This is a genomic window from Saccharopolyspora sp. MMCC62 (genome assembly GCF_057736575.1).
Genome location: NZ_JBYKCM010000009.1, coordinates 63955 through 87224, shown reverse-complemented (window position 1 = coordinate 87224; position 23270 = coordinate 63955). Strand labels below are relative to the sequence as shown.

Genomic DNA, 23270 nt, shown 5'->3' with positions numbered 1-23270 from the left:
ATCTGAGAAGTCCACTCTTTGGGACAGTGCCCCGGAACCGGGGTGCGACCACCACATCTCGATGGGGAGGAGCGATGGGCAACACGCTCGCGGAGAAGGTCTGGGAAGGCCACATCGTGCGCCGAGGTGAAGGCCACGAACCCGACCTGCTCTACATCGACCTCCACCTCGTGCACGAAGTCACCAGCCCGCAGGCGTTCGAAGGCCTGCGCCTGGCAGGCCGCCCCGTCCGGCGACCCGATCTGACGATCGCCACCGAAGACCACAACGTGCCCACCACCGGCATCGACCTGCCGATCGCGGACCCCGTGTCCCGCACCCAGGTGGACACCTTGCGGCGCAACTGCGAGGAATTCGGCGTCCGCCTGCACCCGATGGGCGACGCGGAGCAGGGCATCGTGCACGTGGTGGGGCCGCAGCTGGGGCTCACCCAGCCCGGCACCACGGTGGTGTGCGGCGACAGCCACACCTCCACCCACGGCGCGTTCGGCGCGCTCGCGTTCGGCATCGGCACCTCCGAGGTGGAGCACGTGCTCGCCACCCAGACGCTGCCGCTGCGCCCGTTCAAGACGATGGCCGTCAACGTCGAAGGCACGCTGCGGCCCGGCGTCACGAGCAAGGACGTCATCCTCGCCGTCATCGCGAAGATCGGCACCGGTGGCGGGCAGGGCTACGTCCTCGAATACCGCGGCGAAGCGATCCGGCAGCTGTCCATGGAAGCCCGCATGACGATCTGCAACATGTCGATCGAAGCGGGCGCCCGCGCCGGGATGATCGCCCCCGACGAGACCACCTTCGACTACCTCAAGGGCCGCCCGCACGCGCCGGAAGGCGCCGACTGGGACGCCGCCGTCGAGTACTGGAAGACGCTGCGGACCGACGACGGCGCCGAATTCGACGCCGAGGTCACCATCGACGCCGACGCGCTCACCCCGTTCGTCACCTGGGGAACCAATCCCGGGCAGGGCCTGCCGCTGGGGGAGCGCATCCCCGATCCCGCGGACATCGGCGACGACGCCGAGCGCTACGCCGTCGAGAAGGCGCTCGACTACATGGGCCTCGAAGGCGGCACCCCGCTGCGCGAAGTCGCCGTGGACACCGTCTTCCTCGGTTCCTGCACCAACGGCCGCATCGAGGACCTGCGGGCCGCCGCGGGCGTCCTGGACGGCCGCAAGGTGGCCCAGGACGTGCGGATGCTCGTCGTCCCCGGCTCGATGAAGGTCCGGCTGCAGGCCGAGACCGAAGGGCTCGACGAGGTCTTCACCGCGGCGGGCGCCGAATGGCGTTCCGCGGGCTGCTCCATGTGCCTGGGCATGAACCCCGACCAGCTCGCCCCCGGCGAGCGCAGCGCCTCCACCTCCAACCGGAACTTCGAAGGGCGGCAGGGCAAAGGCGGGCGCACCCACCTGGTCTCCCCGCTGGTGGCGGCCGCGACCGCCGTCCGCGGCACCCTGTCCTCGCCCGAAGACCTCGACTGAGCCACCACGACCCGAAAGGAGCAACGTTCGATGGAACCGTTCACCGAGCACACCGGCGTCGGCGTTCCGCTGCGGCGGTCCAACGTGGACACTGACCAGATCATCCCCGCGGTGTACCTCAAACGGGTCGCGCGGACCGGGTTCGAGGACGCGTTGTTCGCCGGATGGCGCGGCGACGAGACCTTCGTGCTCAACCACGACGCGTACCGGAACGGCAGCGTGCTGGTCGCCGGGCCGGACTTCGGCACCGGATCGTCTCGCGAGCACGCCGTCTGGGCGCTGAAGGACTACGGCTTCCGGGTGGTCATCTCGTCCCGGTTCGCCGACATCTTCCGCGGCAACTCCGGCAAGCAGGGACTGCTCGCCGCCGAGTGCGCGCAGTCCGATGTGGAACTGCTCTGGAAGTTGCTGGAGAACGAACCCGGCACCGAAGTGACCGTCGACCTGGTCGAGCGGACCGTGCAGGCGAAGGACCTCACGGTGCCGTTCGGCATCGACGACTACACCCGCTGGCGGTTGCTGGAAGGCCTCGACGACATCGGTTTGACGCTGCGCCACGCCGAGACGATCGACACGTACGAAAAAACCCGGCCTGCCTTCAAACCCGCGACGCTGCCCGCTCGCGCGGGCTGATCGGCTCCGGCCGCGAAGCGGATTCTCCTTTCTGCGCAGGGAAGAACCGATTCGCGGCCGGTGTTCACAACCTCACCGGGAAACCGGCGCGACGAGCCCCGAGCCGCCGAAAGCCCCCACGCCCCAACGAAAAAATGGGGCGTGGCGAATGGCATTCGGCAGTTCGGGGCTTTACCGTGGGTTTCGAGTCGGCCCGACGGGGCCGTTGTTGTCCTGGGAGGGACTGAAGTGAACAAGGCCCAACTCATCGAGGCACTCGCGGAACGCCTCGGCGACAAGAAGACCGCCAGTCAGGCGGTGGAAGGCGTCGTGGACCTCATCGTCCGCAACGTCAACAAGGGCGAGAAGGTCAACATCACCGGCTTCGGCGTCTTCGAGAAGCGCGCACGTGCCGCCCGCACCGCGCGCAACCCGCGGACCGGCGAAGCCGTCAAGGTGAAGAAGACCAACGTCCCGGCATTCCGCGCCGGCACCCAGTTCAAGGAAGTCGTCGGCGGCAGCCGGAAACTGCCCCGCGCGACCGCGGCGAAGTCGGCGGGCACCAAGTCCGCGGGCACCCGCGCCACCGCCACCAAGACCGCGGGCACCGGCCGGGCCACGGCCAAGTCCCCGGCCGCCACCAAGGCGCCCGCCACCAAGGCCGCGGGCACCAAGGCGAGCACCGCGAAGACGGCCGCCGCCACCAAGACCGCGCCGAAGAAGGCCGCCGCCACGCGGTCCAGCGCCAAGCCGGCCGCCACCAAGGCCGCGCCGAAGGCCGCAGCGGGCACCAAGGCCGCCGCCGCCAAGTCCACCGCCGCCAAGGCGCCCGCCGCCAAGGCGAGCACCGCCAAGACCGGCGCCGCGAAGGCCGCTGCTCCCAAGAGCACCGCGACCAAGAGCACCGCCGCCAAGAGCACGGCCGCCAAGAGCACCGCCACCAAGGCGGCGCCGAAGAAGGCCACCGCCACCAAGGCCGCGCCGAAGGCCGCAGCGGCGAAGTCGACCAAGTCCACCGCCGCGAAGACCTCGGCGGCCAAGACCACCGGTCAGACCTCGACCGCCAAGGCCTCCACCGGCAAGACCACGCGCAAGACCGCCAAGAAGTGAGCGCTCGCCGCCTGAGCGAGCCGAACCACGGCGGGCGCGGGTGGCGGTCACGCACACCGCGCGGCGTCATCCGCGCCAAGCGCGGCGGCGGAGCGGTGGGCGGCCCCGGTACCCGGTCCACGGGCGCCGCGGCCGTGCGCGAGCAGCGCTCCGCGAGCATTCCGCGATGATCCCGGCACGATCGCTACCAGGCGATCGGGCCGGGATCATCGCCGTTCCGGGGGTTTTCCGGGAAGCGGCGGCCGGCGCGGCGAGGACCGTTCCGGTGCGGTTCCGAGATGGTGCGGGATCGGGCAAGGGCGGTGCAGGACGATTCCGGTCGGTTGCGGGACCGTTCCGCGGAAATCCGCCCGGCCACCGGAACATTCCGGTGGGCCGAGCGGAATCCGCCCCGACCGGCCGTCAACGACCGGACGGATCCGCCAAGTAGTCCGCCGACACCAGCCGCAGCAGCGGACCCGAACCGTTGCCCGAATGCGCGTCCCGGCTGAACCGCAGCGTCCACACGCTGCCCTTGGCGCTGGCCGGATCGCCGCCCTCGCCGCGGCCGGTGCTCCGGCTGCGCGAACCGTCCCGCAGCACCCCGTTCCGGACGATGGCGCCCCGCTGGACCAACCCGCCCGGATCGGCGGCGTCCGGCCCTAAACCGCCCGGAGCGCGTTCGGCGGACCGCGCCAGCCGGGCCACCAGGTCCGGGATCACCCCGCCCTGGCTGCACACCACGGCCGTGCCCGCCCCCGCCGCGATGCGCAGGAACCGGTGCACCGCGGCTTCCGGATCGGCCCGGTAGCCCTCCTCGGACAGCAGCGGCTCCGCGGCCACCTCGATGCCCAGGTCCGCGGCGACCGGCCGCACCGTCTCCGCGCAGCGCAGCCGCGGCGCCGAGTACACCCGTTCCGGGCCGAACAGCGGCAGCCACGAGTGCAGCGCGTCCCGCTGCCTGCGGCCGGTGCCCGACAGCGGGCGCATCGTGTCGTCGCCGTCGAACTCCGCTCGCCGTCCCGCTTTCGCGTGCCGCACCAGCAGCAGCGTCACCGGATCCTCCGGCAGCGCCGCGAACTCGTCCAGCACCCGCCGGTCCTGCGGGTAGGTCATCAGCTCCCGCGCCTTCGGCAGCGCCACCCACACCAGCTCGTCGACCTCGTCGTTCGCCGCGAACTCGCCGTGCTCGGCGCGGGCCGTGAAGTAGTCCACCCGCTTGCCGGTGCGGCCACCGCCGGGGGCGGGCACCTCGTAGTGCACCCGGGTCAGGTAACCGGTCAGCACGCAGCCGAACCCGGTCTCCTCCCGCACCTCCCGCACCGCGGCGTGCGCGGAGGTCTCGCCGGGATCGAGCTTCCCCTTCGGCAGCGACCAGTCGTCGTGGCGCGGGCGGTGCACCACGGCCACCTCGGGCGCGCCACCGCTGCCCGGGCGGCACAGCACCGCCCCCGCGGCGCGGACCGTCACCGGCAGGTTCCCGTTCATCGGCCGTCGTTCCGGTTCGTGCCGTGCAGTCATGACACCTTCGCCCCGTGCTGGCGCAACATCTCCGTCTGGTGGTCCCGGACCTGCTCACCGCTGCGCGGCGAGGCCTCCCAATCGCCCTTCGCGTTGAGCACCCAGCAGCGCGTCTGCGCGTCCAGCGCCGAATCCAGCATCGCGTCCAGCTGTTCGGTCAGCTTCGGGTCCACCACCCGCACCTGCGTCTCGATCCGGCGGTCCAGGTTGCGGTGCATCATGTCGGCGCTGCCGATCCAGCGCTCGTCGATGCCGACGAAGTGGAACACCCTGGAGTGCTCCAGGAATCGGCCCAGGATCGAACGGACCTCGATGTTCTCGCTGAGGCCCTCCACCCCGGCCTGCAGCGCGCAGATGCCGCGCACCACGATCCGGATCGGCACGCCCGCCAGCGAAGCGCGGTACAGCGCATCGATGATCTGCTCGTCGACCAGCGAGTTGACCTTCATCCGGATGCCGCAGGGCAGGCCGGTGCGGGCGCGCGCCGCCTCCGCCTCGATGCGCTCCACGATGCCGAGCCGAATCCCGTGCGGCGACACCAGGATCCGCCGGTAGGTGCTGTGCCGGGCGTAGCCGGTGAGCACGTTGAACAGGTCCGTGAGGTCCGCGCCCACCTCCGGCGCGGCCGTCAGCAGCCCCAGGTCCTCGTAGGTGCGCGCCGTCTTCGGGTTGTAGTTGCCGGTGCCCAGGTGGCAGTAGCGGCGGATCGCCGACCCCTCCTGCCGGACCACCAGCGCCGTCTTGCAGTGCGTCTTGAGGCCCACCAGGCCGTAGACCACGTGCACGCCCGCGCGCTCCAGGGTGCGCGCCCACTGGATGTTCGCCTGCTCGTCGAACCGGGCCTTCAGCTCGACCAGCGCCACCACCTGCTTGCCCGCCTCGGCGGCGTCGATCAGCGCGTTCACGATCGGCGAATCACCGGAGGTGCGGTACAGCGTCTGCTTGATCGCCAGCACGTGCGGGTCGGCGGCCGCCTGCTCTATGAACCGCTGCACCGAGGTGGAGAACGCGTCGTACGGGTGGTGCACCAGCACGTCGCCCTCGCGCAGCGTCGCGAAGATGCTCTTCGGCGTCTGCCCCTCGGCGAACGCCGGGTGGGTGGCGGGCACGAACGGCGGGTTCTTCAGCTCGGGGCGCTGCAGCTTGTCCAGCTGGAACAGGCAGGATAGGTCCAGCAGGCCCGGCACCTCCACCACGTCGTGCTCGTCGACCTCCAGCTCGCGCAGCAGCAGTTCGAGCATCGTGTCGCTCATGGTGTCGGTGACCTCGAGGCGCACCGGCGGGCCGAAGCGGCGCCGCGCCAGCTCCCGCTCCATCGCCTGCAGCAGGTCCTCGTCGCGGTCCTCCTCCACCTCCAGGTCCGCGTTGCGCGTCACCCGGAAGATGTGGTGGTCGCTGATGTCCATGCCGGGGAACAACTTGTCCAGGTGCGCGGCGATGAGCTCCTCCAGCGGCAGGAACGTCGCCCGCTCCTGCTCCCGGTCCGCCTCCACCCGGATCAGCCGCGGCACGTTGTCCGGCACCTTCACCCTGGCGAAGCGGCGCAGGCCCTCCTCCGGGTCGCTGACGGTCACCGCGAGGTTCAGCGACAGTCCCGAGATGTACGGGAACGGGTGCGCCGGGTCCACCGCGAGCGGGGTGAGCACCGGGAAGATGTGGTCGTCGAAGTACCGGCCCAGCACCTGCTGCTCGGCCGCCGCCAGCATGCTCCAGCGCTGGATGCGGATGCCGTTGGCCTCCAGCTCCGGCAGCAGCTCGTCCAGGAACGTGCGGCCCAGCTTCTTCGTCAGCTCCTGGTTCCGCGCCGAGATCCGGGTCAGCTGCTCGTGCGGGGTGAGCCCGTCCGCGCTGCGCACCGACAGACCCGTCTCCTCGCGCCGCTTCAGGCCCGCCACGCGCACCATGTAGAACTCGTCCAGGTTGGACGCGAAGATCGCCAGGAACTTGGCGCGCTCCAGCACCGGCTGCGACGGGTCCTCGGCGACCGCCAGCACCCGGGCGTTGAAGTCCAGCCAGGACAGCTCGCGGTTCAGGTAGCGGTCGTCGGGCAGGTCGGTGCTGGCCGCCGCGCGGGTCACCGCCGGGGGAGCGGCGGGCACCCGGGCGCCATCACCGCCGTCCACGACCTTCGCCGCGCCGCGGACCGGTGGCAGCGCGGTGCGATCGGCCGAGGTGCGGCGCGTGGTGGGCTTGGCCGCTCTGGAACCGGCCGAGGCGGTCTTCGCCGCCGCGGACCTGGTCGCGGCCCGGCCCGTGGTGCGGGGGCCTGCGGTGGGCGGGGAGTCGGCCGAGGCCGGGGACTGCGTCGAGGCCGGGGACCCGGCTGCCGAGGTCTTCGCCGACGACCTCGTCGACTTGGCGGCGGACCCCGACTTCGCCGCGGTCGTCGACTTGGCCGCGGACGTCGACTTGGCCGTGGTCGCGGGCTTGGCCGTGGACGTCGACTTCGCGGCGGAGGCCGTGGTCGTCCCGGCCGCCGACTTGGCCGAGCTGCGCGGTTTCGCCGTCGCACCGGACCGGCTCGTGGACCCGGCGGTCCCCTTCTTCGCGGTCGAGGACTTCGCGGTGGTCCGCGAACCGGTCGTCGATCTCGCCGGGGAACGCCGCTTCGCGCCCGCTGCGGTCGCCTCCGACCCGGCCGCACCGGATTCGGCGGCGCGCTCCGCGGTGTCCGCCGCACCGGCGGAACCGCCCGCCGCGTCCGGCCCGGACACCTCCGGAGCTCCCGCCGTCCGGCTCCCGCGGCCGGACTTCGGCGAATTCCGGCGAGCACCGGCGGACCCGGCGGTCGACGAGGTCCGGCGGCGCGCTGGTGGGGTGGTCTCGTGATCGCTGTTGTCGGTACTCACGAGGCCATTCTCACCCATCCGGCCGCCGCGGCTCGACCTTTGTCAGCGGGAACACCACACAGGTCAGCGCAGGTGTCCGGCCGTCCCCGCCAGCCACGCGGACGTGCGCTCGCCGAGCCCCAGCCCGGTCGCCCGCCGCAAGTCCTCCGCGGTGTCCACATCGCAGCGCAGCGACTCCCAGGCCCCGTCCAGCCGCCGCGCCCCGGACGCCGCGTGCGCCGCCGCCGAACCCGGACCGAACCGCGGATCGAGCGCACCGTCCACCCCGGCCAGCAGCAGCGTCGTCCCGGTGCCCAGGTGGTCCGCGCAGAACGCGCGGTCCGGTCCGGCCAGCTCCAGCGCCGCCGCCAGTTCCGCCGGGCGCAGCGCGGGCAGATCCGCTTGCAGCGCGCCGACCCGCGCACCGCGGTGCCGCAACCACCGCGCGCCGTGCTCCAGCGCCGGGTTCAGGCCCGCCGCGGGATCGTCCGGCACCACCTCGACGCCCTCCGCCGCGAACGAACCGGCCAGCCGCGGATCGGAGGTCACCACCAGCACCTCCCGCACACCGGGGGTGCGGCGCGCGGCGTCCACCGCGTCGTGCGCGATCGCGCTCACCAGGTCCGCGTGCCGCTCGGCGGGCCGCTCGCCGCGCAACCGCGACTTCGCCAGGTGCAACGGCTTCACCGGCACCAGCAAGGACACTCCGAGGCTCATCCCGCCATCCTCCGCTCCGGCCGTCGATCACCGAGTATGCCCGCCGCGACCGCACCGCCCGCCGGGCGAGAGCGTGCGCCAGGTAACTTGACAGCCGCTCTGAGGGCGAGAGGAGACGCGCGTGGTGGAACCGGCAAGCCTCAAACGGCCGCGCAAGCGGACCAAGGAACGGCCGCCGACGGCGATGGGCCGGTTCTGGCTGCGGCTCGCCGCGATCGTGTTCTACCCGGTGACCACCCTGCTCTCCCGGGTGCGGGTGCACGGGCTGGCGAACATCCCCGCCACCGGGCCCGCGCTGCTGGTGCTCAACCACGTGTCCCACCTGGACCCGCTCTACGACGGCGTCACCGTGCACCGGGCCGCGCGGATTCCGCGGTTCATGGCCAAGAACACGCTGTGGAACGTGCCGGTGCTGCGCAACGTGCTCACCGGCGTCGAGCAGATCCCCGTGTTCCGGCGGACCGCGGACGCGCGCAAGAGCCTCGAAGCCGCGCACGACTCCCTCGAAGCCGGCAAGATCGTGATCATCTACCCGGACGGGACCGTCACCAAGGACCCCGAGGGCTGGCCGATGAACCCGAAGGCCGGCGTCGCCCGCCTCGCCCTGGAGCACGACGTTCCGGTGGTGCCCGCCGCCCGCTGGGGCACCCGCGACATCTACGACCACTACTCGAAGAAGTTCCGGCCGCTGCCGCGCAAGACCGTGCACGTGCGCATCGGCGAACCGCTCGACCTCGGCGAGTACCGGGGCCGCGCCGCCGACCCGCAGGTGCTGCGCGAGATCAGCGAGCTCGCGATGGGCCGGGTGCGCGAGCTGCTCGGCGAGATCCGCGAGCAAGAACCGCCCGCGGACTTCCACTCCCCGGCGCGCCGCCGCGAACCCCGGAACGACGATGACCGCAGCTGAGCCCGCGCAGCGGATCGCGGTGCTCGGGGCCGGTTCCTGGGGCACCACCTTCGCGAAGGTCCTCGCCGACGCGGGCAGCGACGTCACCCTGTGGGCGCGCCGCACCGAGATCGCCGAGCGGATCAACACCGAGCACCACAACCCCGGCTACCTGCCGGGCGTGCCGCTGCCGGAATCGCTGCGCGCCACCGACGACGCGGCCGCGGCCATGCACGGCGCCGATGCCGTGGTGCTCGCGGTGCCCAGCCAGACGCTGCGGGAGAACCTGGCGGGCTGGCAGCCGCTGCTGCCGCCGGACGCGACGCTCGTCAGCCTCGCGAAGGGCGTCGAGCTCAGCACCCTCAAGCGGATGAGCGAGGTCGTCGCGGAGGTCGCCGACGTGCCGATGGCGCAGGTCGCCGTGGTCTCCGGCCCGAACCTCGCCAAGGAGATCGCCGCCGAGCAGCCCACCGCCACCGTCGTCGCCTGCACCGACCACGACCGGGCCGTCGCGCTGCAGGCCGCCTGCTCCACCGGCTACTTCCGGCCCTACACCAACACCGACCTGGTGGGCATCGAGCTCGCCGGGGCCTGCAAGAACGTGATGGCGCTGGCCTGCGGGATGGCCGCCGGGCTCGGGTTCGGGCACAACACGATGTCCTCGCTGATCACCCGCGGGCTCGCGGAGACGACGCGGCTGGGCGCGGCGCTCGGGGCGGAGCCGATGACCTTCGCCGGGCTCGCCGGGCTCGGCGACCTGGTCGCCACCTGCACCTCGCCGCTGTCCCGGAACCGGACGTTCGGCGAGCGCCTCGGCCGCGGCGAAACCCTGGAGCAGGCGCAGGACGCCACCCACGGGCAGGTCGCCGAGGGCGTCAAGTCCTGCTCGTCCATCCGGGCGCTCGCCGCCCGGCACGGCGTCGAGATGCCGATCACCGAGGTCGTGCACCGCGTCTGCCACGAAGGCCTCGCGCCCGCGCCCGGCGCCGCGATGCTGCTGGGCCGCGAGCCCAAACCGGAGTGATCCACCGCTCCACCGCAGGAGTTCCCGGCCCGGCGCGGCTAGATTGCGGCCCGGGCACCCGTTCGGGTGCGAACGGACGCGAGGAGGTCTGCGGTGGACGAGGGAACCGGATACGGCGACGGCACCCGCTGCGTGCACGGCGGTCACGGTGAACCGGAACCCGGGACGCCGCTCGCGCCGGGGCCGGTGTTCGCCGCGCCCTACCACCTCGGCGATCCGGCGGCCGACTTCTACGGTCGCGCCGGGAACCCCACCTGGCGGGCGCTGGAGAGCGCCATCGGCGAGCTGGACGGCGGCGAGTGCGTGCTGCTGCCGTCCGGGATGGCCGCGATCAGCACCGTGCTGCGCGCGGTCCTGCGCGCCGGGGACGGGCTGCTGGTGCCCAGCGACGGCTACTACGCGACGCGGCAGTTCGTGCACGAGGAGCTCGCCGAGCTCTCGCTGCGGGTGCAGGAGATCCCCACCACCGGGCCGTGGCCGCCGGAGCTGTTCGACGGGGTGCGGCTGGTGCTGCTGGAGACCCCGTCCAACCCGGGCCTCGACGTGTGCGACATCGCCGCGCTCGCCCGGCTCGCGCACCGGGCCGGTGCGCTGCTGGCGGTGGACAACACCACCGCGACCCCGCTCGGGCAGCGGCCGCTCGAACTCGGTGCCGACCTCGCGATCGCCAGCGATACCAAGGCGTTGACCGGGCACAGCGACGTGCTGCTCGGGCACGTGTCCACCGCCGACGGCGAACTCGCGGCGCGGCTGCGGCGGGCGCGCACGCTTTCCGGGTCGATCCCCGGGCCGTTCGAGACCTGGCTGGCGCACCGCAGCCTCGGCACCCTCGACCTGCGGCTCGCCCGGCAGGCGTCGAACGCGGCGGCGCTGGTCGCGGCGCTGCGCGAGCACCCGGCGGTGCGCGGGCTGCGCTGGCCCGGGATGCCGGAGGACCCGGCGCACGAGCTGGCGAGCGCGCAGATGCGGCGCTGGGGCGGGGTGTTCCGCTTCGAGCTCGCCGACGCCGCGGCGGTGGCCGAGTTCGTCCGCCGCAGCGAGCTCGTCGTGGCCGCCACCAGCTTCGGCGGGCTGCACAGCACGGTCGACCGGCGGGCGCAGTGGGGCGATCCGGTGGCACCGGGCTTCGTCCGCTTCTCCGCGGGCTGCGAGGACCCCGACGACCTCGTCGCCGACGTCCTCGCCGCGCTGTCCTGACGCGCTCCGCCGCCCGGCCTGGCGGGGGAGCGGTCCGGCAGGCCGGGCGAGCGGGCCGCTCAGCTCGGGAACTCCGGGAACTCCGGGTGATCACGCTCGGTGTCGTGTCCCCGGTGGTGTGACACGGGCGCAATCGGCTTGACGGGTTCCGCTCGGCGCTGGTTCACTACGCGGCGTGTTGCGAGCCATGAGCGGTGGACGAGGTCACATCGACCTGCGCCGGGTGGCGAGCGCGCTTTGTCTGCAGCGGTGATCGATCCCGCTGCCGTGGTGAATCCCGGACCCCGCGAGACCCCCTGAACCAGGGTCCGCCCGACGAGGTCCGACGCAGCGCCGTCGCCGAGACCGCGCCGCCACATCCGCCCGATCCGCACCACCCCGGAACCCGCCCGCGCGGCGGCACGTCCGGGACGTCCGCCGATCGCGCGCCGCACCGGGACGCGTCACCGCCACCTCCGCAGGCTCCCGACCGCACGAACCCCGAGGACTTCCCGTGTTCGCCGTACCCCCTGAGACCATCGCCGCCGTCGCCGACCGCGCCATCGCGCACCCCGTGCGGATCGCCCGCGAACTCGCCGCCGACCGGCTCGGCTGGGCGCACCAGCTGCGCTACGACCCCGAACAGCGCTGGGCCGGACTGCTGGAGCGCACCGGCACCCACGAGGCCTGGCTGCTGAGCTGGCTGCCCGGCCAGCACACCGAACTGCACGACCACGGCGGCGCCGCCGGGGCGTTCACCCTCGTCTCCGGCAGCGTCACCGAACGAGTCGTGCGCAGCACGCCCACCGGGCCCGTCGAGGAGTGGCACCCGCTGGAGGCCGGGCAGTCCCGCGTGTTCGGCCCCGACCACGTGCACCAGGTCCGCAACGACGGACCGGACCCCGCGGTCACCATCCACGTCTACCGCCCCGGCCGGACCCGGATGACCCCGTACTCGCTGCACCCCGTGGACGGCCTCACCCGGCTCTGACCGGGTCCGATCCGGTCGCGGCACCGGACGGTGGCATCATCGGGAGGCCGAGCGGGGGGAATCCTGAGATGCCACATCCGGTGCCCGCGGCGAGTTCGCCGCTGCTGGAACCGGCCGTCGAGCTGCGCCGCGACGACGCGCGGCCGCTGGCCGTGCAGCTGGCCGACGCGTTGCGCCGCGCCGCCGCGCTCGGCCAGCTCCGCGGGGGCGACCGGCTGCCCTCGACCCGCGCGCTCGCCCGGCACCTCGGCGTCAGCCGCACCGTCACCGCCGCCGCCTACGAGCAGCTGCACGCCGAAGGCTGGATCGTCGGCAGGCACGGCTCCGGCACCTACGTCACCACCGCGCCGCCCGGCGCGCCCGACACCCCGGCGGAGCTCGCCGCGGGACTCGCGGACCGGGGCGGGGCGGGCACGGTGCGGCTGGTGCCCGGAATCCCGTGGACCGGCGGCATCGACCGCGCCGCCTGGCGCCGGGCGTGGCGGGCCGCCGCCGACCGCGAACCGGACGAGATCCGGCGGGTCGCCGGCGTCGACCAGTACCGGGACGCGGTGGTGGAGCACCTGCTGCGCCACCGCGGCATGACCACCGGCGGCCCGCACCTGGGCACCGTGATCGCGACCGGCGGCACCACCGCGGCCCTCGCCGAGCTGGCGGCGACCGCGCTCGGCAGCGGCGCCACCGTCGCCGTGGAGGAACCCGGTTACCAGCGCGCCGTGCAGACCCTGCTCGCGGCCGGGGCGCACGTGGTGCCCGCGCCGGTGGACCACGGCGGGATCGTGGTGGACGCCATCCCGCGCGGCGTGCGGGCCGTGTACTGCTCCCCGGCCCACCAGTACCCGCTCGGCGGCCGGTTGCCCGCGGAACGCCGCGTCGCGCTGGTGGAACGGGCCCGCGCCGAGGGGTGGCTGATCGTGGAGGACGACTACGACGGTGAGCTGCGCTACGACGTGGCGCCGCTGCCGGTGCTCGCCGCGATGGCGCCGGACGTGGTGGTGCACCTGGGCACCACCAGCAAGATCCTCACCCCGACGCTCGGCGTCGGCTGGATGCTCGGTCCCGACCGGCTGGTCGCCGGGGTGCTGGAGCACCGCGAGCGCACCAGCACCGGGCCCGCCCCGGCCGGTCAGCGGGTGCTCGCCGAGTACGCCCGCAACGGTGATCTGGGGCGGCACCTGCGCAGGTTGCGCCGGGAGCTGTCGCAGCGGCGCGCCCTGGTGGTGTCCCGCCTCGCCGGCGCGGGAGTCGGGGTGTCCGGCGACGAGGCGGGCGCGCACGTCGTGCTGCCGCTGCCGTCCGCCGCGGCCGAAAGTCGGGTGGTGGCGCGGGGAAACGAGCACGGCATCGTGCTCGACGGGCTGCGCAGGCACCACCACGGGCCGCAGCGCTGGACCGGGATCGCCCTCGGCTACGCCTCGTGTTCGCGTGCCGACCTGGAGCGGTCGCTGGATTTGGTGGCCCGCTGGTGCGCCGAGGAGGCCGCTGGCGGCCCGCACGCGTGCGGGTAGGGTCCGGCGCATGACTGAGCGCAAGACCAGGGTGGCCGTCGTCTTCGGCGGACGGAGCACCGAGCACGGCGTTTCCTGCCTGTCCGCGGGCAGTGTCCTGAGCCACCTGGATCGGGAGCGCTTCGAGGTCGTCCCCGTCGGCATCACCCGCGAAGGCGCCTGGGTGCTGGGCACCTCGGACCCGTCGGAGCTGGCCATCCGGGACCGGCAGGCGCCGGAAGTGGCGCCGGGGACCGCGGTCGCGCTGCCCGGCGACCCGACGCGGCGCGACCTGATCCTGGTCGAGCCCGGCCGCGGCGGCGAAGTCCTGTCCGAAGTGGACGTCGTGTTCCCGGTGCTGCACGGCGCTTTCGGCGAGGACGGCACCATCCAGGGGCTGCTGGAGATGGCCGACGTGCCCTACGCCGGGCCGGGCGTGCTCTCCAGCGCGGTGTCGATGGACAAGGAGTACACCAAGAAGCTCCTGGCGGCGGAGGGGATCGAGGTCGGCACCTACGAGGTGCTGCGGCACTACCAGTCCACTTTGGACGAAGAGCGCCGGGAGCGGATCGGCCTGCCCGCGTTCGTGAAACCCGCTCGCGCCGGTTCCTCCCTCGGCATCACCAAGATCACCGACTGGGCGCAGCTGGACGAAGCCATCGCCGAGGCCCGCCGCACCGACCCCAAGGTGATCATCGAGAAGGCCGTCGTCGGCCGCGAGGTCGAATGCGGCGTCCTCGAATTCCCCGACGGCCGCGTCGAAGCCTCGCTGCCCGCCGAACTCCGCGTCACCGGCGAGGCCGACTGGTACGACTACGACTCCAAGTACCTCGACGACGTCACCGAGTTCGACATCCCCGCCAAGGTCGGCGACGACACCGTCGAGCAGCTGCGCGCCACCGCGATCACCGCGTTCCGCGCGCTGGAGTGCCAGGGCCTGGCCCGCGTCGACTTCTTCGTCACCGAGGACGGCGGCCTCATCGTCAACGAGGTCAACACCATGCCCGGGTTCACCTCGATCTCGCTGTACCCGCGGATGTGGGCGCAGACCGGGGTGGACTACCCGACGCTGCTGACCACGCTCGTCGACACCGCGCAGGCCCGCGGCACCGGTCTGCGCTGAATCGCTTCTCCCGCTTCTCCCGCTTCTCCCGCTTCTGTTGCGTGGGGGGTGGGTGGCGGAACCTCAGCGTCCTCCTCGCTGCGGGATCGATTTCACCGGTGGCTCCGCCACAGGAGAAATCGCTGTCCTCGCGAGGAAGACGCTGAGAACCCGCTGCGGTGCCGGTGGCGTGCTTGGTCGGCAGCTCAGCGGCTGCGCCGCTGACAGGACACCGACACGACCCGCCGGGCAGGTTCAGAGACAGGCAGTCAGCGGTTCCCCCGACGCGGGATCAGGGGAAGACCGGCTTCGCGGGCAGCGCCCGCAGCCGGTCCGACAGGTCCTGCACCGGCCCGCTGCCCGAGTTCTCCGGGGCGGTCAGCGCCACGTACACCGGCCGGTCCACCGCCAGCCACGACGTGTTCCCGGCCTCGGTGATCCGCAGCCACTGCACCCCGTTGATCTGCACCAGCGGCGAGGTCGGCGTCAGCTCGGCGGGCGCGGGCAGGCCGCAGCGCACCGTGATCGGGTCGTGCTCGGCGTCGCCCCACGCCACCGCGCCCGCCGGCGCCGGATCGGCCAGCTCGCGGCGCGGCACGCGGGCGTCGTCCACCGCCAGCTCGGCGGGCAGTCCCGCGAGGACCTGCGCGCACTCCGGGCCGTCGGCGCCGGGGGAGGGGACGGGCGGCAGCGCCAGCGGACCGGTGCGGCGGGCCTGCTGCACCGCCTCCACCGCGTCCTGCTGCCGCTGCTCGGAGAACCGGGACACCAGCCCGAGCGAGATCACGCCCAACGCCAGCAACCCGCTGAGCGCGAGCGCCGTGATCAGCACCGGGCGGGGGAACCTGGGATGTTCGTCGGCCACCGCGCCACTACAGCACGCGCGACCGGAATGACCGGAAGCGGGCGCTCACAGGTGTACGACCGGACACGTCAGCGTCCGGGTGATGCCTTCCACGTTCTGGATGCCTGCGACGACCATCTTGCCCAGCTGGTCGACATTCTCCGCTTCGGCGCGCACGATCACGTCGTACGGACCGGTCACGTCCTCGGACGTGATCACGCCGGTGGAGCCGGAGATCTCGGCGGCGACGGCGGCGGCCTTGCCGACTTCGGTCTGGATGAGGATGTATGCCTGAACCACGGCGTGCCCCTTCGTCTCGGCCTGGTGCGCGGGGTAGGAAACTGGGAGAAAGCTACCCCATCGGGCCGAGCGGATGCTCAAGAAAGGGAGGTCTGACGTGGGTTCGGACACTTCGGCGCAGGACCAGACCGTGTCCGAGGCCGGTGAGTTCGGCCTCATCCAGCGGGTGACCTCCGGGCGGGTGCAACCCGCCGCGACGCTGCTCGGCCCCGGGGACGACGCCGCGGTGCTCGCCGCGCCGGACGGGCGGATCGTCGCCACCACCGACGTGCTGGTGGAGCAGGTGCACTTCCGGCTCGCGTGGTCGACGCCGCACCAGGTGGGCCGCAAGGCCGTGGCGGTGAACCTCTCCGACGTGGCTGCGATGGGGGCGGTGCCGACCGGGCTGCTGGTGGGGCTGGGCTGCCCGCCGGACACCCCGACCTCGGTGATCGACGAGCTGTCCGCGGGCATGTGGGAAGAGGCTCAGCGCGTCGGTGCCGGGCTCATCGGCGGGGACATGGTGACCGCGCCCGCGCTGACGATCTCCATCACGGCGCTGGGCGATCTGCAGGGCCGCACCCCGGTCACGCGTTCCGGGGCGTGCCCGGGTGATGTGGTGGCCGTGGCGGGGCGGCTCGGCTGGGCCGCGGCGGGATTGGCGGTGCTGGGGCGCGGGTTCCGCTCGCCGGTGGCGGTCGTCGGAGCGCAGCGGGTGCCGGAGCCGCCGTACGCCGCGGGGCCGCTGGCCGCGGACGCGGGCGCCACCTCGATGATCGACGTCTCGGACGGGCTGCTGGCCGACCTGGGGCACATCGCGGCGGCCTCGCAGGTCGGCATCGACCTGCGCGACGAGCTGATCGAAGTGCCGCAGCGGCTGACCGAGGTGGCCTCGGCGCTGGGCGCGGACGCCCGGCACTGGGTGCTCACCGGCGGCGAGGACCACGCGCTGGTGGCGACCTTCCCGCCGGAGCAGCCGCTGCCCGAGGGCTGGCGCGCGGTCGGCGAGGTCGTCGAAGGCGACGGGGTCACCGTGGACGGCGCGACCTACGAGGGCGCCGTCGGCTGGGAGCACTGGCGCTGACCGCCCGAGAGTTCCACCGGACATGAGAAGGCCCGGCGGGGGAGATCCCGCCGGGCCTTCGCACGTCTCCGCTCAGCTCGCCGCCGACGGGGAGGTACCGGGAACGTCGGCCTCCTCCATCAAGGGCTGCCGGGCCGTCTCCTTCATCAGCAGGATCGGGACCAGCGCGACCACCGCGGCACCCATCAGGTAGAACGCCGGGAAGAACGAGTTCCCGGTGTAGGTCACCGCCCAGTCGTTGATCAGCGGCGCGGTGCCGCCGAACGCCGCCGTGGACAGGTTGTAGCCCACGCTGAACGCCGCGTACCGCACCTTCGTCGGGAACATCGCGGGAAGCGTCGCCGCCAGCGGCCCGATCAGCTGCAGGTGACCCACGCCGAGCAGCGCCAGCCCCAGCAGCGTGGTGAGCATCGTGCCCTGCGCGATCAGCAGGAACGCCGGGTACGGCAGCACGATGAAGCAGATCGCCGCCGAGAGGAACAGCGGCTTCCGCCCGATCCGGTCCGACAGCGCGCCGACCGGCGTGATCGCCGCCATCATCAGCGCCACCACCAGGAGCAGCGGCACCAGAACCTCGTACTCCCGGCCTTCCGGGATCTGCAAGGTGTCGGTCAGGTAGCTCTCCATGTAGGTCAGGATCGTGTAGTTCGCCACGTTGATGAGCACCACGACGCCCATCAGGATCAGCAGCGGCCGCCAGTACTCGCGCACCAGGGACTTCAGCGGTGAACGGGCCAGGTTGTCGCTCTGCTCCAGGTTCTTGAACGCGGGAGTGTCCTCCAGCTTCGACCGCAGGTAAAGCCCGATCAGGCCGAGCGGTCCGGCCAGCAGGAACGGGACTCGCCAACCCCACGAAGCCATCGATTCCGCAGGCAGCGTGAGGATCAGGATGGTCGGCACCAGTGCGCCGAGACCGAATCCCGCAAGCGTGCCGAATTCAAGCCAACTGCCGTAAAAACCGCGTTTCCGGTTCGGTGCGTACTCGGCGATGTAGGTGGCCGCGCCACCGTATTCACCGCCGGTCGAGAACCCTTGCACCATCCGGCACAACAACAGCAGAACAGGTGCGAGAAGTCCGATCGTGTCGTAGTTCGGCAGGCAGCCGAGCACGAATGTCGAACCGGACATCAGCAGGATCGTGATCGCCAGCACCTTTTGGCGCCCGATGCGGTCCCCCAGTGGACCGAAGAACATGCTCCCCAGGGGACGCAGCAGGAACGAGATCGCGAATACGCCGAATGCGGAGACCGTTGCCCACGGTCCGGGGAAGAACTGCTCGCCCACGTAGACGGCGACGTAGGCGTACACGCCGAAGTCGTACCACTCCGTCGTGTTCCCGATTGCCGCGGCGCCGACCGCCCGCCGGAGCAGTGATCGCCGTTCCGGGGTGAGCTCTTCCGTTTCCTGTGCAGTCATGAGGGTGTGTGCCACCTCCGGGTCGTGCCGTCCACGGTGTGTGAACACGTTTGGAGTACTCAGGAACTTAGCCCAGCGGCTCCCTCCTGGCCACCAAAACGGCTACTTGTGTCCGTTTCGATAATTGTCGTCGTGCCTAATGCGGCGCCCCGCAGTCGCTTTGTGGCCTGCCGTGACCGAGGGGGTGGCGGCGGTCGAAACGCTGGTCACAGCCGGTTATGGCGATCGTGGTCGTTGGACCGGAGGAATGGCTCGCGGCCGGATCGATGATGACGCCCCGCAGTGTGGGGCACAACACGTCGGCCCTCCGGCGGCGGAGCCCGCCGGGGCGGCGAGCAGTGGATCAAGGCCGCTCGCTAGAGTGCGCGACCATGGCACGTCCGCTGCACGAGGTCGTCGAAGCCGGTTGGGCCGAGGCGCTGGAACCCGTCGCCGACCGGATCTCCGCGATGGGCGACTTCCTGCGCGCCGAGGTCGCCGCCGGGCGGCAGTACCTGCCCGCGGGCGACGACGTGCTCCGCGCCTTCCGGCAGCCGTTCCGCGACGTGCGGGTGCTCATCGTGGGCCAGGACCCGTACCCGACGCCCGGGCACCCGGTCGGGCTCAGCTTCTCCGTGGCGCCGGGCGTGCGGCCGCCCAAGAGCCTGATCAACATCTTCCGGGAGTACTGCTCCGACCTCGGGCATCCGACGCCCACCAGCGGTGACCTGACGCCGTGGAGCGAGCACGGGGTGCTGCTGCTGAACCGCGCGCTCACCGTGCAGCCCGGCAAGCCCGCCTCGCACCGCGGGAAGGGCTGGGAAGCGGTCACCGAGCAGGCGATCCGGGCGCTCGCCGCCCGCGATCAGCCGATGGTCGCCATCCTCTGGGGCAACGACGCCCGCAGCACCCGGGTGATGATGCCCGGCGTCGAGACCATCGAATCGGTGCATCCGAGCCCGATGTCCGCCGACCGCGGTTTCTTCGGCACCCGGCCGTTCAGCCGGGCCAACGAGATCCTGCAGCGGGCGGGCGCCGAACCGGTCGACTGGAAGCTGCCCTGAGGGGCGGTGTCCGACGTTCGCCGCCCGATGGTCCGCCGCCCGCAGTTCGCCCCCACGGTCCGCCGCCCGTCACGTTCGGCGCCCGATGGTCGGTGCCTGACGGCCGGCCCTCGACGGCCGGCCCCTGACGATCGGCCCCTGACCGTCGGCGCCCGACGATCGCGTCCGGTGGCCGGCCCCCGGTGGTCGGCTCTGCCGGTCGTCCCCGGAGAAGTCGTCGCTGACGGACTGTGACGATCTCCGTCCCGCCCGCCGCGCGGACCTGAGCTCGCGCGCCCGGTCGTCCGTCCCGGCTGGTAGCCCGCCGCACCGCGCGCAGGGCCTTCGCCACCTGCTCCGATCACCCGCCGGGAGCCCCATCGGCTCCCGTGCCGACGTGCTCCGGCGTGCGCCTCGGCGCAACGCACGGTGATCAGGACGCGGCCGTCCCACCTCCCGTTTCGGCGGATGGCCTTCGCCGGACGCCGGTCGTACATTCGATGCCTGCGGTGGACTTGTGCTCGCCGACGGAAGAAGGCTCGTCATGGGTGCCGGCCCGGTCAGTGGAGGAGTCCTGGCGCGGCTGCGGCGCGGAGTGTGGCCCGGTGCCAACCCGCTGCGGCGCCGGACCGACCTGTTCGAACCCGTCGCGCTGCTGGTGCTCTCGGCGGCGGCGATGGTGGTGCTGCTCTGCTCGTTCATCGCGTCCCAGGCGGTGCTGCGGGACCACTTGGCGCAGGTGAACGCCGAACACGTCGATCGGCACCAGGTCACGGCCCGCGTGCTCTCCGACGTGCCCGGTGATGATGCGGCCGTCGTGCGCTCCGTCGCCGTCGGGTGGGGCGCCGAAGCGGAGCACGTGGCGGTGATCGAGGTGCCCACCGGGGCGCAGCTGGCGGACTCGGTGCCGATCTGGGTGGACCCGCAGGACCGGCCGGTACCGCCGCCGCGCACCCGCTCCGAGGCCACCCAGGCGGCGGGGACCGCGGGCGCCGCGGTGCTGCTCGGTTCGGGTGCGGTGCTCGGCGGGCTGTTCGCCGCCGCGCGCTGGTACGTCGTCAAGCGGCGGCTCGCCGCGTGGGAAGAGGAGTGGGCGAAGATCGGCCCGCACTGGCGGCACCACCACCCCTGATCATCCGGTCGCGCGCAGGTGCGGGACCGGCGCGATCAGCGGAGTCCCTCCACCAGCGGAGCCGCCTGACCAGTGGCCCGCTTCATCATGGGAGCCGCCCGCTCAGCGGAGCTGCCAGCGGAACCCCTCCACCAGCGGAGCCGCCCGATCAGTGGCCCGCCCGATCGCCGCAGCTTCCTGATCAGCGGACCCGCCTCAGCGGAGCCGCCCGATCAGCCGAGGCGAGCGACCAGCCGAGCCGGGCGACCCGTGTCGCGGCGCGCAAAAACCCCGGGACGTCGGTGCGTCCCGGGGTTCGGCGCGAGCGGCAGGCTTGTCAGCCGCGCGTGACCTTGCCGGCCTTCAGGCAGGAGGTGCACACGTTCATGCGCTTGCGCTGCGACAGACCGATCTTGGCGTGCACGGTCTGGATGTTCGGGTTCCACCGGCGACGGGTCTTCCGGTGGGAGTGCGAGACCGAGTTACCGAAGCCCGGACCCTTACTGCAGACGTCGCAGACGGCAGCCACGTCAGACACCCCTTAACTTTGCGTTCGACGTCCTCCCACGCCTGCGGCGGGGAAGCCTGAGTTCGGTTGCGGCGATGAGTCCACGCGAGCGCTGCCCGCTTGGGGATCCAGCCCGCTGAGCCGGCCGGACCACGTACCGCTGGGCTTGCTGCTCGCCAGGAACCGGCGATCTCCTCCCGGCGCGAAGCCGGTTCGGACCTGCATGCCTTACGGGTGCCCTGGGTCATCGCCACCCGGGACCCGATAAGCCTACCCCACGCCCCGAACGGCCCCGGCGGCCCCTGACATGCGGTGCAGCCGGGAGCTCGGCCGCGCGTTCCGGCCGGGGGTCGGGCACCGCCGGGCGGTCCCGGCACCGCGTGTCGGGCGCGGGCTCGGCGCGGGACCGTTGGCCTAGGCTTCGCGATGTGGTGGGAAGTCCGAAGGCGCCGGTGTTCGGCGCGGAGGCGGCCCGGAGCTGGGCACGGGAAGCGGTGGCCGCGCTGGAGCGGGACCGGGCGGCGCTGGACCGGATCAACGTGTACCCGGTGGCCGACGGCGACACCGGGACGAACCTGCTGCACACCATGCGCTCGGCGCTGGCGGAGGTGGCGGACGGCCCCGGCGTGCTGGGCGAGGTGCTCGGCGCGCTCGCCGCGGGCGCGGTCGCCGGGGCGCGCGGGAACTCCGGGATGCTGCTCTCCCAGGTGCTGCGGGGCGTGGCCGCGGAGCTGCGGTCGGCGACCTCGATGGACGGTGCGGCGTTGCGGGCCGCGCTGCACCAGGCGTCCGACCTCGCCGCGGAGGCGATCGCGGAACCGGTGGACGGCACCATGCTCTCGGTGCTGCGCGCCGCCGCGGACGGGACCGGCACCGTCGGCGACGAGCTGGGCGAGGTGGTGCGCGCCGCCACCGCCGCGGCGATCGAGGCGCTGGCGCGAACCCCCGGCCAGCTGCCCGCGCTGGCCGCCGCGGGCGTGGTCGATGCGGGCGGCCGAGGCCTGGTGGTCCTGCTGGACGCGCTGCACGCGGTGGTGCACGACGGAGTCCGGCTCGCGCCGGAACCGCCCGCCGGCGACGTCACCGTGCCCGCCGAGCAGGGCGGCTACGCGTACGAGGTGATGTACCTGCTCGCGGAGGCCGAACCGGACGGCGTCGATCGGCTGCGCACCGCGCTCGGCGAGCTCGGCGACTGCGTGTCCGTGGTCGGCGACGGCTCGGGCGCGTGGGCGGTGCACGTGCACTGCGACGACATCGGTGGCGCGATCGAAGCGGGCGTGGAGACCGGCAGGCCCAGCCGCATCCGGGTGCAGCGCTTCGCCGATCAGGCCGTCGCGCACCCGGTCGGTCAGGCGGTGCTGGCCTGCGTCGCGGGCGAGGCGCTCGCCGAGCTGTTCCGCGGCGAAGGGGCCGAGGTGCTCCCGCTGGGGGACGCGGACCCGCAGGTGTCCGACCTGGTCGCGGCGATCGAGCGGACCCGCGCCGCGCACGTGGTGCTGCTGCCCAACGGGGAGACCATCACCGAACGGGCCGAGCTGGCCGCCAAGCGCGCCGTGCGCGACGGCCGGGACGTCGTGGTGGTGCCCACCGCGTCCCCGGTGCAGGGCCTCGCCGCGCTCGCCGTGCACGACCCGGCGCGGCGCAGCGCCGACGACGCGGTGGTGATGGCCGAAGCCGCCGCCGCGACCCGGCGCGGGGAACTCCGCATCGCCGAATCGGAGGCGCTCACCTGGGTGGGCCGCTGCGCGCCCGGTGACGTGCTGGGCCTGGTGGACGGCGAGGTGGTGCTGGTGGGCCGCGATTTCCTCGACGTGGCGCGGGATCTGGTGGACCGGATGCTCACCGCGGGCGGCGAGCTGGTGACGGTGCTGGTGGGCGATCGCGCGCCGGCGGCGGCCGCGGACCGGATCGTCGAGCACCTCGCCCGGAACCGCCCCGAAGTGGAGTGCGCCTGCTACCCGGCGGGTGCGCTGCCCGCCGCGCTGCTGCTGGGCGTCGAGTAGGCCCTGCGTCGACGCACGGGAGCGGTCTTCCGCCCGGTGCGCGGCTCGGCGGGCACCGGGGCGGGCGGAGTTCTCCGTGCCGCAGCGGGAAA

Annotated in this window: 21 protein-coding genes; 14 read left to right on the top strand and 7 right to left on the bottom strand. The window is 72.9% G+C overall.

Annotated features, from left to right (window positions below; genetic code table 11):
• Positions 1 to 74 precede the first annotated feature (74 nt).
• The 3 genes from leuC to AC29IT_RS21050 all read left to right on the top strand — a co-directional run bounded on the left by leuC (position 75) and on the right by AC29IT_RS21050 (position 3200).
• Positions 75 to 1478 (top strand): 3-isopropylmalate dehydratase large subunit, encoded by a 1404-nt coding sequence (gene leuC, locus AC29IT_RS21060; protein ID WP_488219896.1) that lies wholly within the window; start codon positions 75 to 77, stop codon positions 1476 to 1478.
• 30 nt (positions 1479 to 1508) lie between these two features.
• On the top strand, positions 1509 to 2111 hold the full coding sequence (gene leuD, locus AC29IT_RS21055; RefSeq protein WP_358437653.1) for a 3-isopropylmalate dehydratase small subunit: 603 nt from the start codon (positions 1509 to 1511) through the stop codon (positions 2109 to 2111).
• Between the two features lie 228 nt (positions 2112 to 2339).
• Positions 2340 to 3200 (top strand): HU family DNA-binding protein, encoded by an 861-nt coding sequence (locus AC29IT_RS21050; protein ID WP_488219895.1) that lies wholly within the window; start codon positions 2340 to 2342, stop codon positions 3198 to 3200.
• Between the two features lie 402 nt (positions 3201 to 3602).
• Here AC29IT_RS21050 and AC29IT_RS21045 read toward each other — a convergent pair whose 3' ends face one another.
• Complete coding sequence (locus tag AC29IT_RS21045) at positions 3603 to 4700, bottom strand: NUDIX hydrolase (RefSeq protein WP_358437659.1); 1098 nt, start codon at positions 4698 to 4700, stop codon at positions 3603 to 3605.
• Positions 4697 to 6823 (bottom strand): RNA degradosome polyphosphate kinase, encoded by a 2127-nt coding sequence (locus tag AC29IT_RS21040; RefSeq protein ID WP_488219894.1) that lies wholly within the window; start codon positions 6821 to 6823, stop codon positions 4697 to 4699. Before AC29IT_RS21040 ends, AC29IT_RS21045 begins: the two co-directional genes overlap by 4 nt.
• Positions 6824 to 6884: 61 nt before the next feature.
• Here AC29IT_RS21040 and AC29IT_RS21035 point away from each other — a divergent pair, with 61 nt between their 5' ends.
• A complete protein-coding gene (locus tag AC29IT_RS21035) occupies positions 6885 to 7529 on the top strand; it encodes a hypothetical protein (protein ID WP_488219893.1) in 645 nt (214 codons plus the stop codon).
• Between the two features lie 83 nt (positions 7530 to 7612).
• Here the strand turns inward: AC29IT_RS21035 and cofC are convergent, their stop codons facing one another.
• Positions 7613 to 8245, bottom strand: a complete 633-nt coding sequence (gene cofC, locus AC29IT_RS21030) for a 2-phospho-L-lactate guanylyltransferase (RefSeq protein ID WP_488219892.1) — start codon at positions 8243 to 8245, stop codon at positions 7613 to 7615.
• 121 nt (positions 8246 to 8366) lie between these two features.
• On the opposite strand from cofC, the gene AC29IT_RS21025 reads away from it, so the two are divergent.
• The 6 genes from AC29IT_RS21025 to AC29IT_RS21000 all read left to right on the top strand — a co-directional run bounded on the left by AC29IT_RS21025 (position 8367) and on the right by AC29IT_RS21000 (position 14932).
• Complete coding sequence (locus tag AC29IT_RS21025) at positions 8367 to 9152, top strand: lysophospholipid acyltransferase family protein (protein WP_358437665.1); 786 nt, start codon at positions 8367 to 8369, stop codon at positions 9150 to 9152.
• Complete coding sequence (locus tag AC29IT_RS21020; RefSeq protein ID WP_358437668.1) at positions 9139 to 10155, top strand: NAD(P)H-dependent glycerol-3-phosphate dehydrogenase; 1017 nt, start codon at positions 9139 to 9141, stop codon at positions 10153 to 10155. Before AC29IT_RS21025 ends, AC29IT_RS21020 begins: the two co-directional genes overlap by 14 nt.
• A 93-nt stretch (positions 10156 to 10248) precedes the next feature.
• Positions 10249 to 11352 carry a cystathionine gamma-lyase gene (locus tag AC29IT_RS21015; RefSeq protein ID WP_488219891.1) on the top strand — a complete coding sequence of 368 codons (1104 nt, stop codon included), beginning with the start codon at positions 10249 to 10251 and terminating at the stop codon, positions 11350 to 11352.
• A 493-nt stretch (positions 11353 to 11845) separates the two neighbouring features.
• The gene (locus tag AC29IT_RS21010; RefSeq protein ID WP_358437673.1) at positions 11846 to 12322 is read left to right on the top strand and encodes a cysteine dioxygenase; all 477 of its coding nucleotides are present in this window, start codon (positions 11846 to 11848) and stop codon (positions 12320 to 12322) included.
• 68 nt (positions 12323 to 12390) lie between these two features.
• Positions 12391 to 13830: a MocR-like pyridoxine biosynthesis transcription factor PdxR gene (gene pdxR, locus AC29IT_RS21005; protein WP_488219890.1), complete on the top strand. Its 1440-nt coding sequence runs from the start codon at positions 12391 to 12393 to the stop codon at positions 13828 to 13830.
• Positions 13831 to 13840: 10 nt separating this feature from the next.
• Positions 13841 to 14932, top strand: coding sequence for a D-alanine--D-alanine ligase family protein (locus AC29IT_RS21000; protein ID WP_358437679.1), 1092 nt, complete (start codon positions 13841 to 13843; stop codon positions 14930 to 14932).
• A gap of 271 nt (positions 14933 to 15203) precedes the next feature.
• Here AC29IT_RS21000 and AC29IT_RS20995 read toward each other — a convergent pair whose 3' ends face one another.
• Positions 15204 to 15776 (bottom strand): DUF3515 domain-containing protein, encoded by a 573-nt coding sequence (locus AC29IT_RS20995; RefSeq protein WP_358437682.1) that lies wholly within the window; start codon positions 15774 to 15776, stop codon positions 15204 to 15206.
• A 45-nt stretch (positions 15777 to 15821) separates the two neighbouring features.
• Positions 15822 to 16055 (bottom strand): Lrp/AsnC ligand binding domain-containing protein, encoded by a 234-nt coding sequence (locus AC29IT_RS20990; RefSeq protein ID WP_184481871.1) that lies wholly within the window; start codon positions 16053 to 16055, stop codon positions 15822 to 15824.
• Between the two features lie 97 nt (positions 16056 to 16152).
• Between AC29IT_RS20990 and AC29IT_RS20985 the strand changes: the two genes are divergently transcribed.
• The gene (locus AC29IT_RS20985) at positions 16153 to 17118 is read left to right on the top strand and encodes a thiamine-phosphate kinase (protein WP_488219889.1); all 966 of its coding nucleotides are present in this window, start codon (positions 16153 to 16155) and stop codon (positions 17116 to 17118) included.
• 72 nt (positions 17119 to 17190) lie between these two features.
• Here the strand turns inward: AC29IT_RS20985 and AC29IT_RS20980 are convergent, their stop codons facing one another.
• Positions 17191 to 18534: an MFS transporter gene (locus AC29IT_RS20980; protein WP_488219888.1), complete on the bottom strand. Its 1344-nt coding sequence runs from the start codon at positions 18532 to 18534 to the stop codon at positions 17191 to 17193.
• A 371-nt stretch (positions 18535 to 18905) separates the two neighbouring features.
• Here AC29IT_RS20980 and AC29IT_RS20975 point away from each other — a divergent pair, with 371 nt between their 5' ends.
• Entirely contained in the window at positions 18906 to 19577 is a 672-nt protein-coding gene (locus AC29IT_RS20975; RefSeq protein ID WP_358437689.1) for a uracil-DNA glycosylase, read from the top strand.
• A gap of 523 nt (positions 19578 to 20100) precedes the next feature.
• A complete protein-coding gene (locus tag AC29IT_RS20970) occupies positions 20101 to 20688 on the top strand; it encodes an Rv1733c family protein (RefSeq protein WP_488219887.1) in 588 nt (195 codons plus the stop codon).
• A gap of 316 nt (positions 20689 to 21004) precedes the next feature.
• Here AC29IT_RS20970 and rpmB read toward each other — a convergent pair whose 3' ends face one another.
• The gene (rpmB, locus tag AC29IT_RS20965; protein WP_358437708.1) at positions 21005 to 21196 is read right to left on the bottom strand and encodes a 50S ribosomal protein L28; all 192 of its coding nucleotides are present in this window, start codon (positions 21194 to 21196) and stop codon (positions 21005 to 21007) included.
• A 407-nt stretch (positions 21197 to 21603) separates the two neighbouring features.
• Between rpmB and AC29IT_RS20960 the strand changes: the two genes are divergently transcribed.
• Positions 21604 to 23178, top strand: coding sequence for a DAK2 domain-containing protein (locus AC29IT_RS20960; RefSeq protein ID WP_488219886.1), 1575 nt, complete (start codon positions 21604 to 21606; stop codon positions 23176 to 23178).
• Positions 23179 to 23270: the final 92 nt, after the last annotated feature.

What these genes read in the sequence shown, in the direction of transcription:
- leuC (WP_488219896.1), top strand. Translation starts at nt 75, where the DNA reads ATGGGCAACACGCTCGCGGAGAAGGTCTGGGAAGGCCACATCGTGCGC.
- AC29IT_RS20980 (WP_488219888.1), bottom strand. Translation starts at nt 18,534, where the DNA reads ATGACTGCACAGGAAACGGAAGAGCTCACCCCGGAACGGCGATCACTG.
- pdxR (WP_488219890.1), top strand. Translation starts at nt 12,391, where the DNA reads ATGCCACATCCGGTGCCCGCGGCGAGTTCGCCGCTGCTGGAACCGGCC.
- AC29IT_RS20975 (WP_358437689.1), top strand. Translation starts at nt 18,906, where the DNA reads ATGGCACGTCCGCTGCACGAGGTCGTCGAAGCCGGTTGGGCCGAGGCG.
- AC29IT_RS21020 (WP_358437668.1), top strand. Translation starts at nt 9,139, where the DNA reads ATGACCGCAGCTGAGCCCGCGCAGCGGATCGCGGTGCTCGGGGCCGGT.
- cofC (WP_488219892.1), bottom strand. Translation starts at nt 8,245, where the DNA reads ATGAGCCTCGGAGTGTCCTTGCTGGTGCCGGTGAAGCCGTTGCACCTG.
- leuD (WP_358437653.1), top strand. Translation starts at nt 1,509, where the DNA reads ATGGAACCGTTCACCGAGCACACCGGCGTCGGCGTTCCGCTGCGGCGG.
- AC29IT_RS21045 (WP_358437659.1), bottom strand. Translation starts at nt 4,700, where the DNA reads ATGACTGCACGGCACGAACCGGAACGACGGCCGATGAACGGGAACCTG.
- AC29IT_RS21000 (WP_358437679.1), top strand. Translation starts at nt 13,841, where the DNA reads ATGACTGAGCGCAAGACCAGGGTGGCCGTCGTCTTCGGCGGACGGAGC.
- AC29IT_RS20970 (WP_488219887.1), top strand. Translation starts at nt 20,101, where the DNA reads ATGGGTGCCGGCCCGGTCAGTGGAGGAGTCCTGGCGCGGCTGCGGCGC.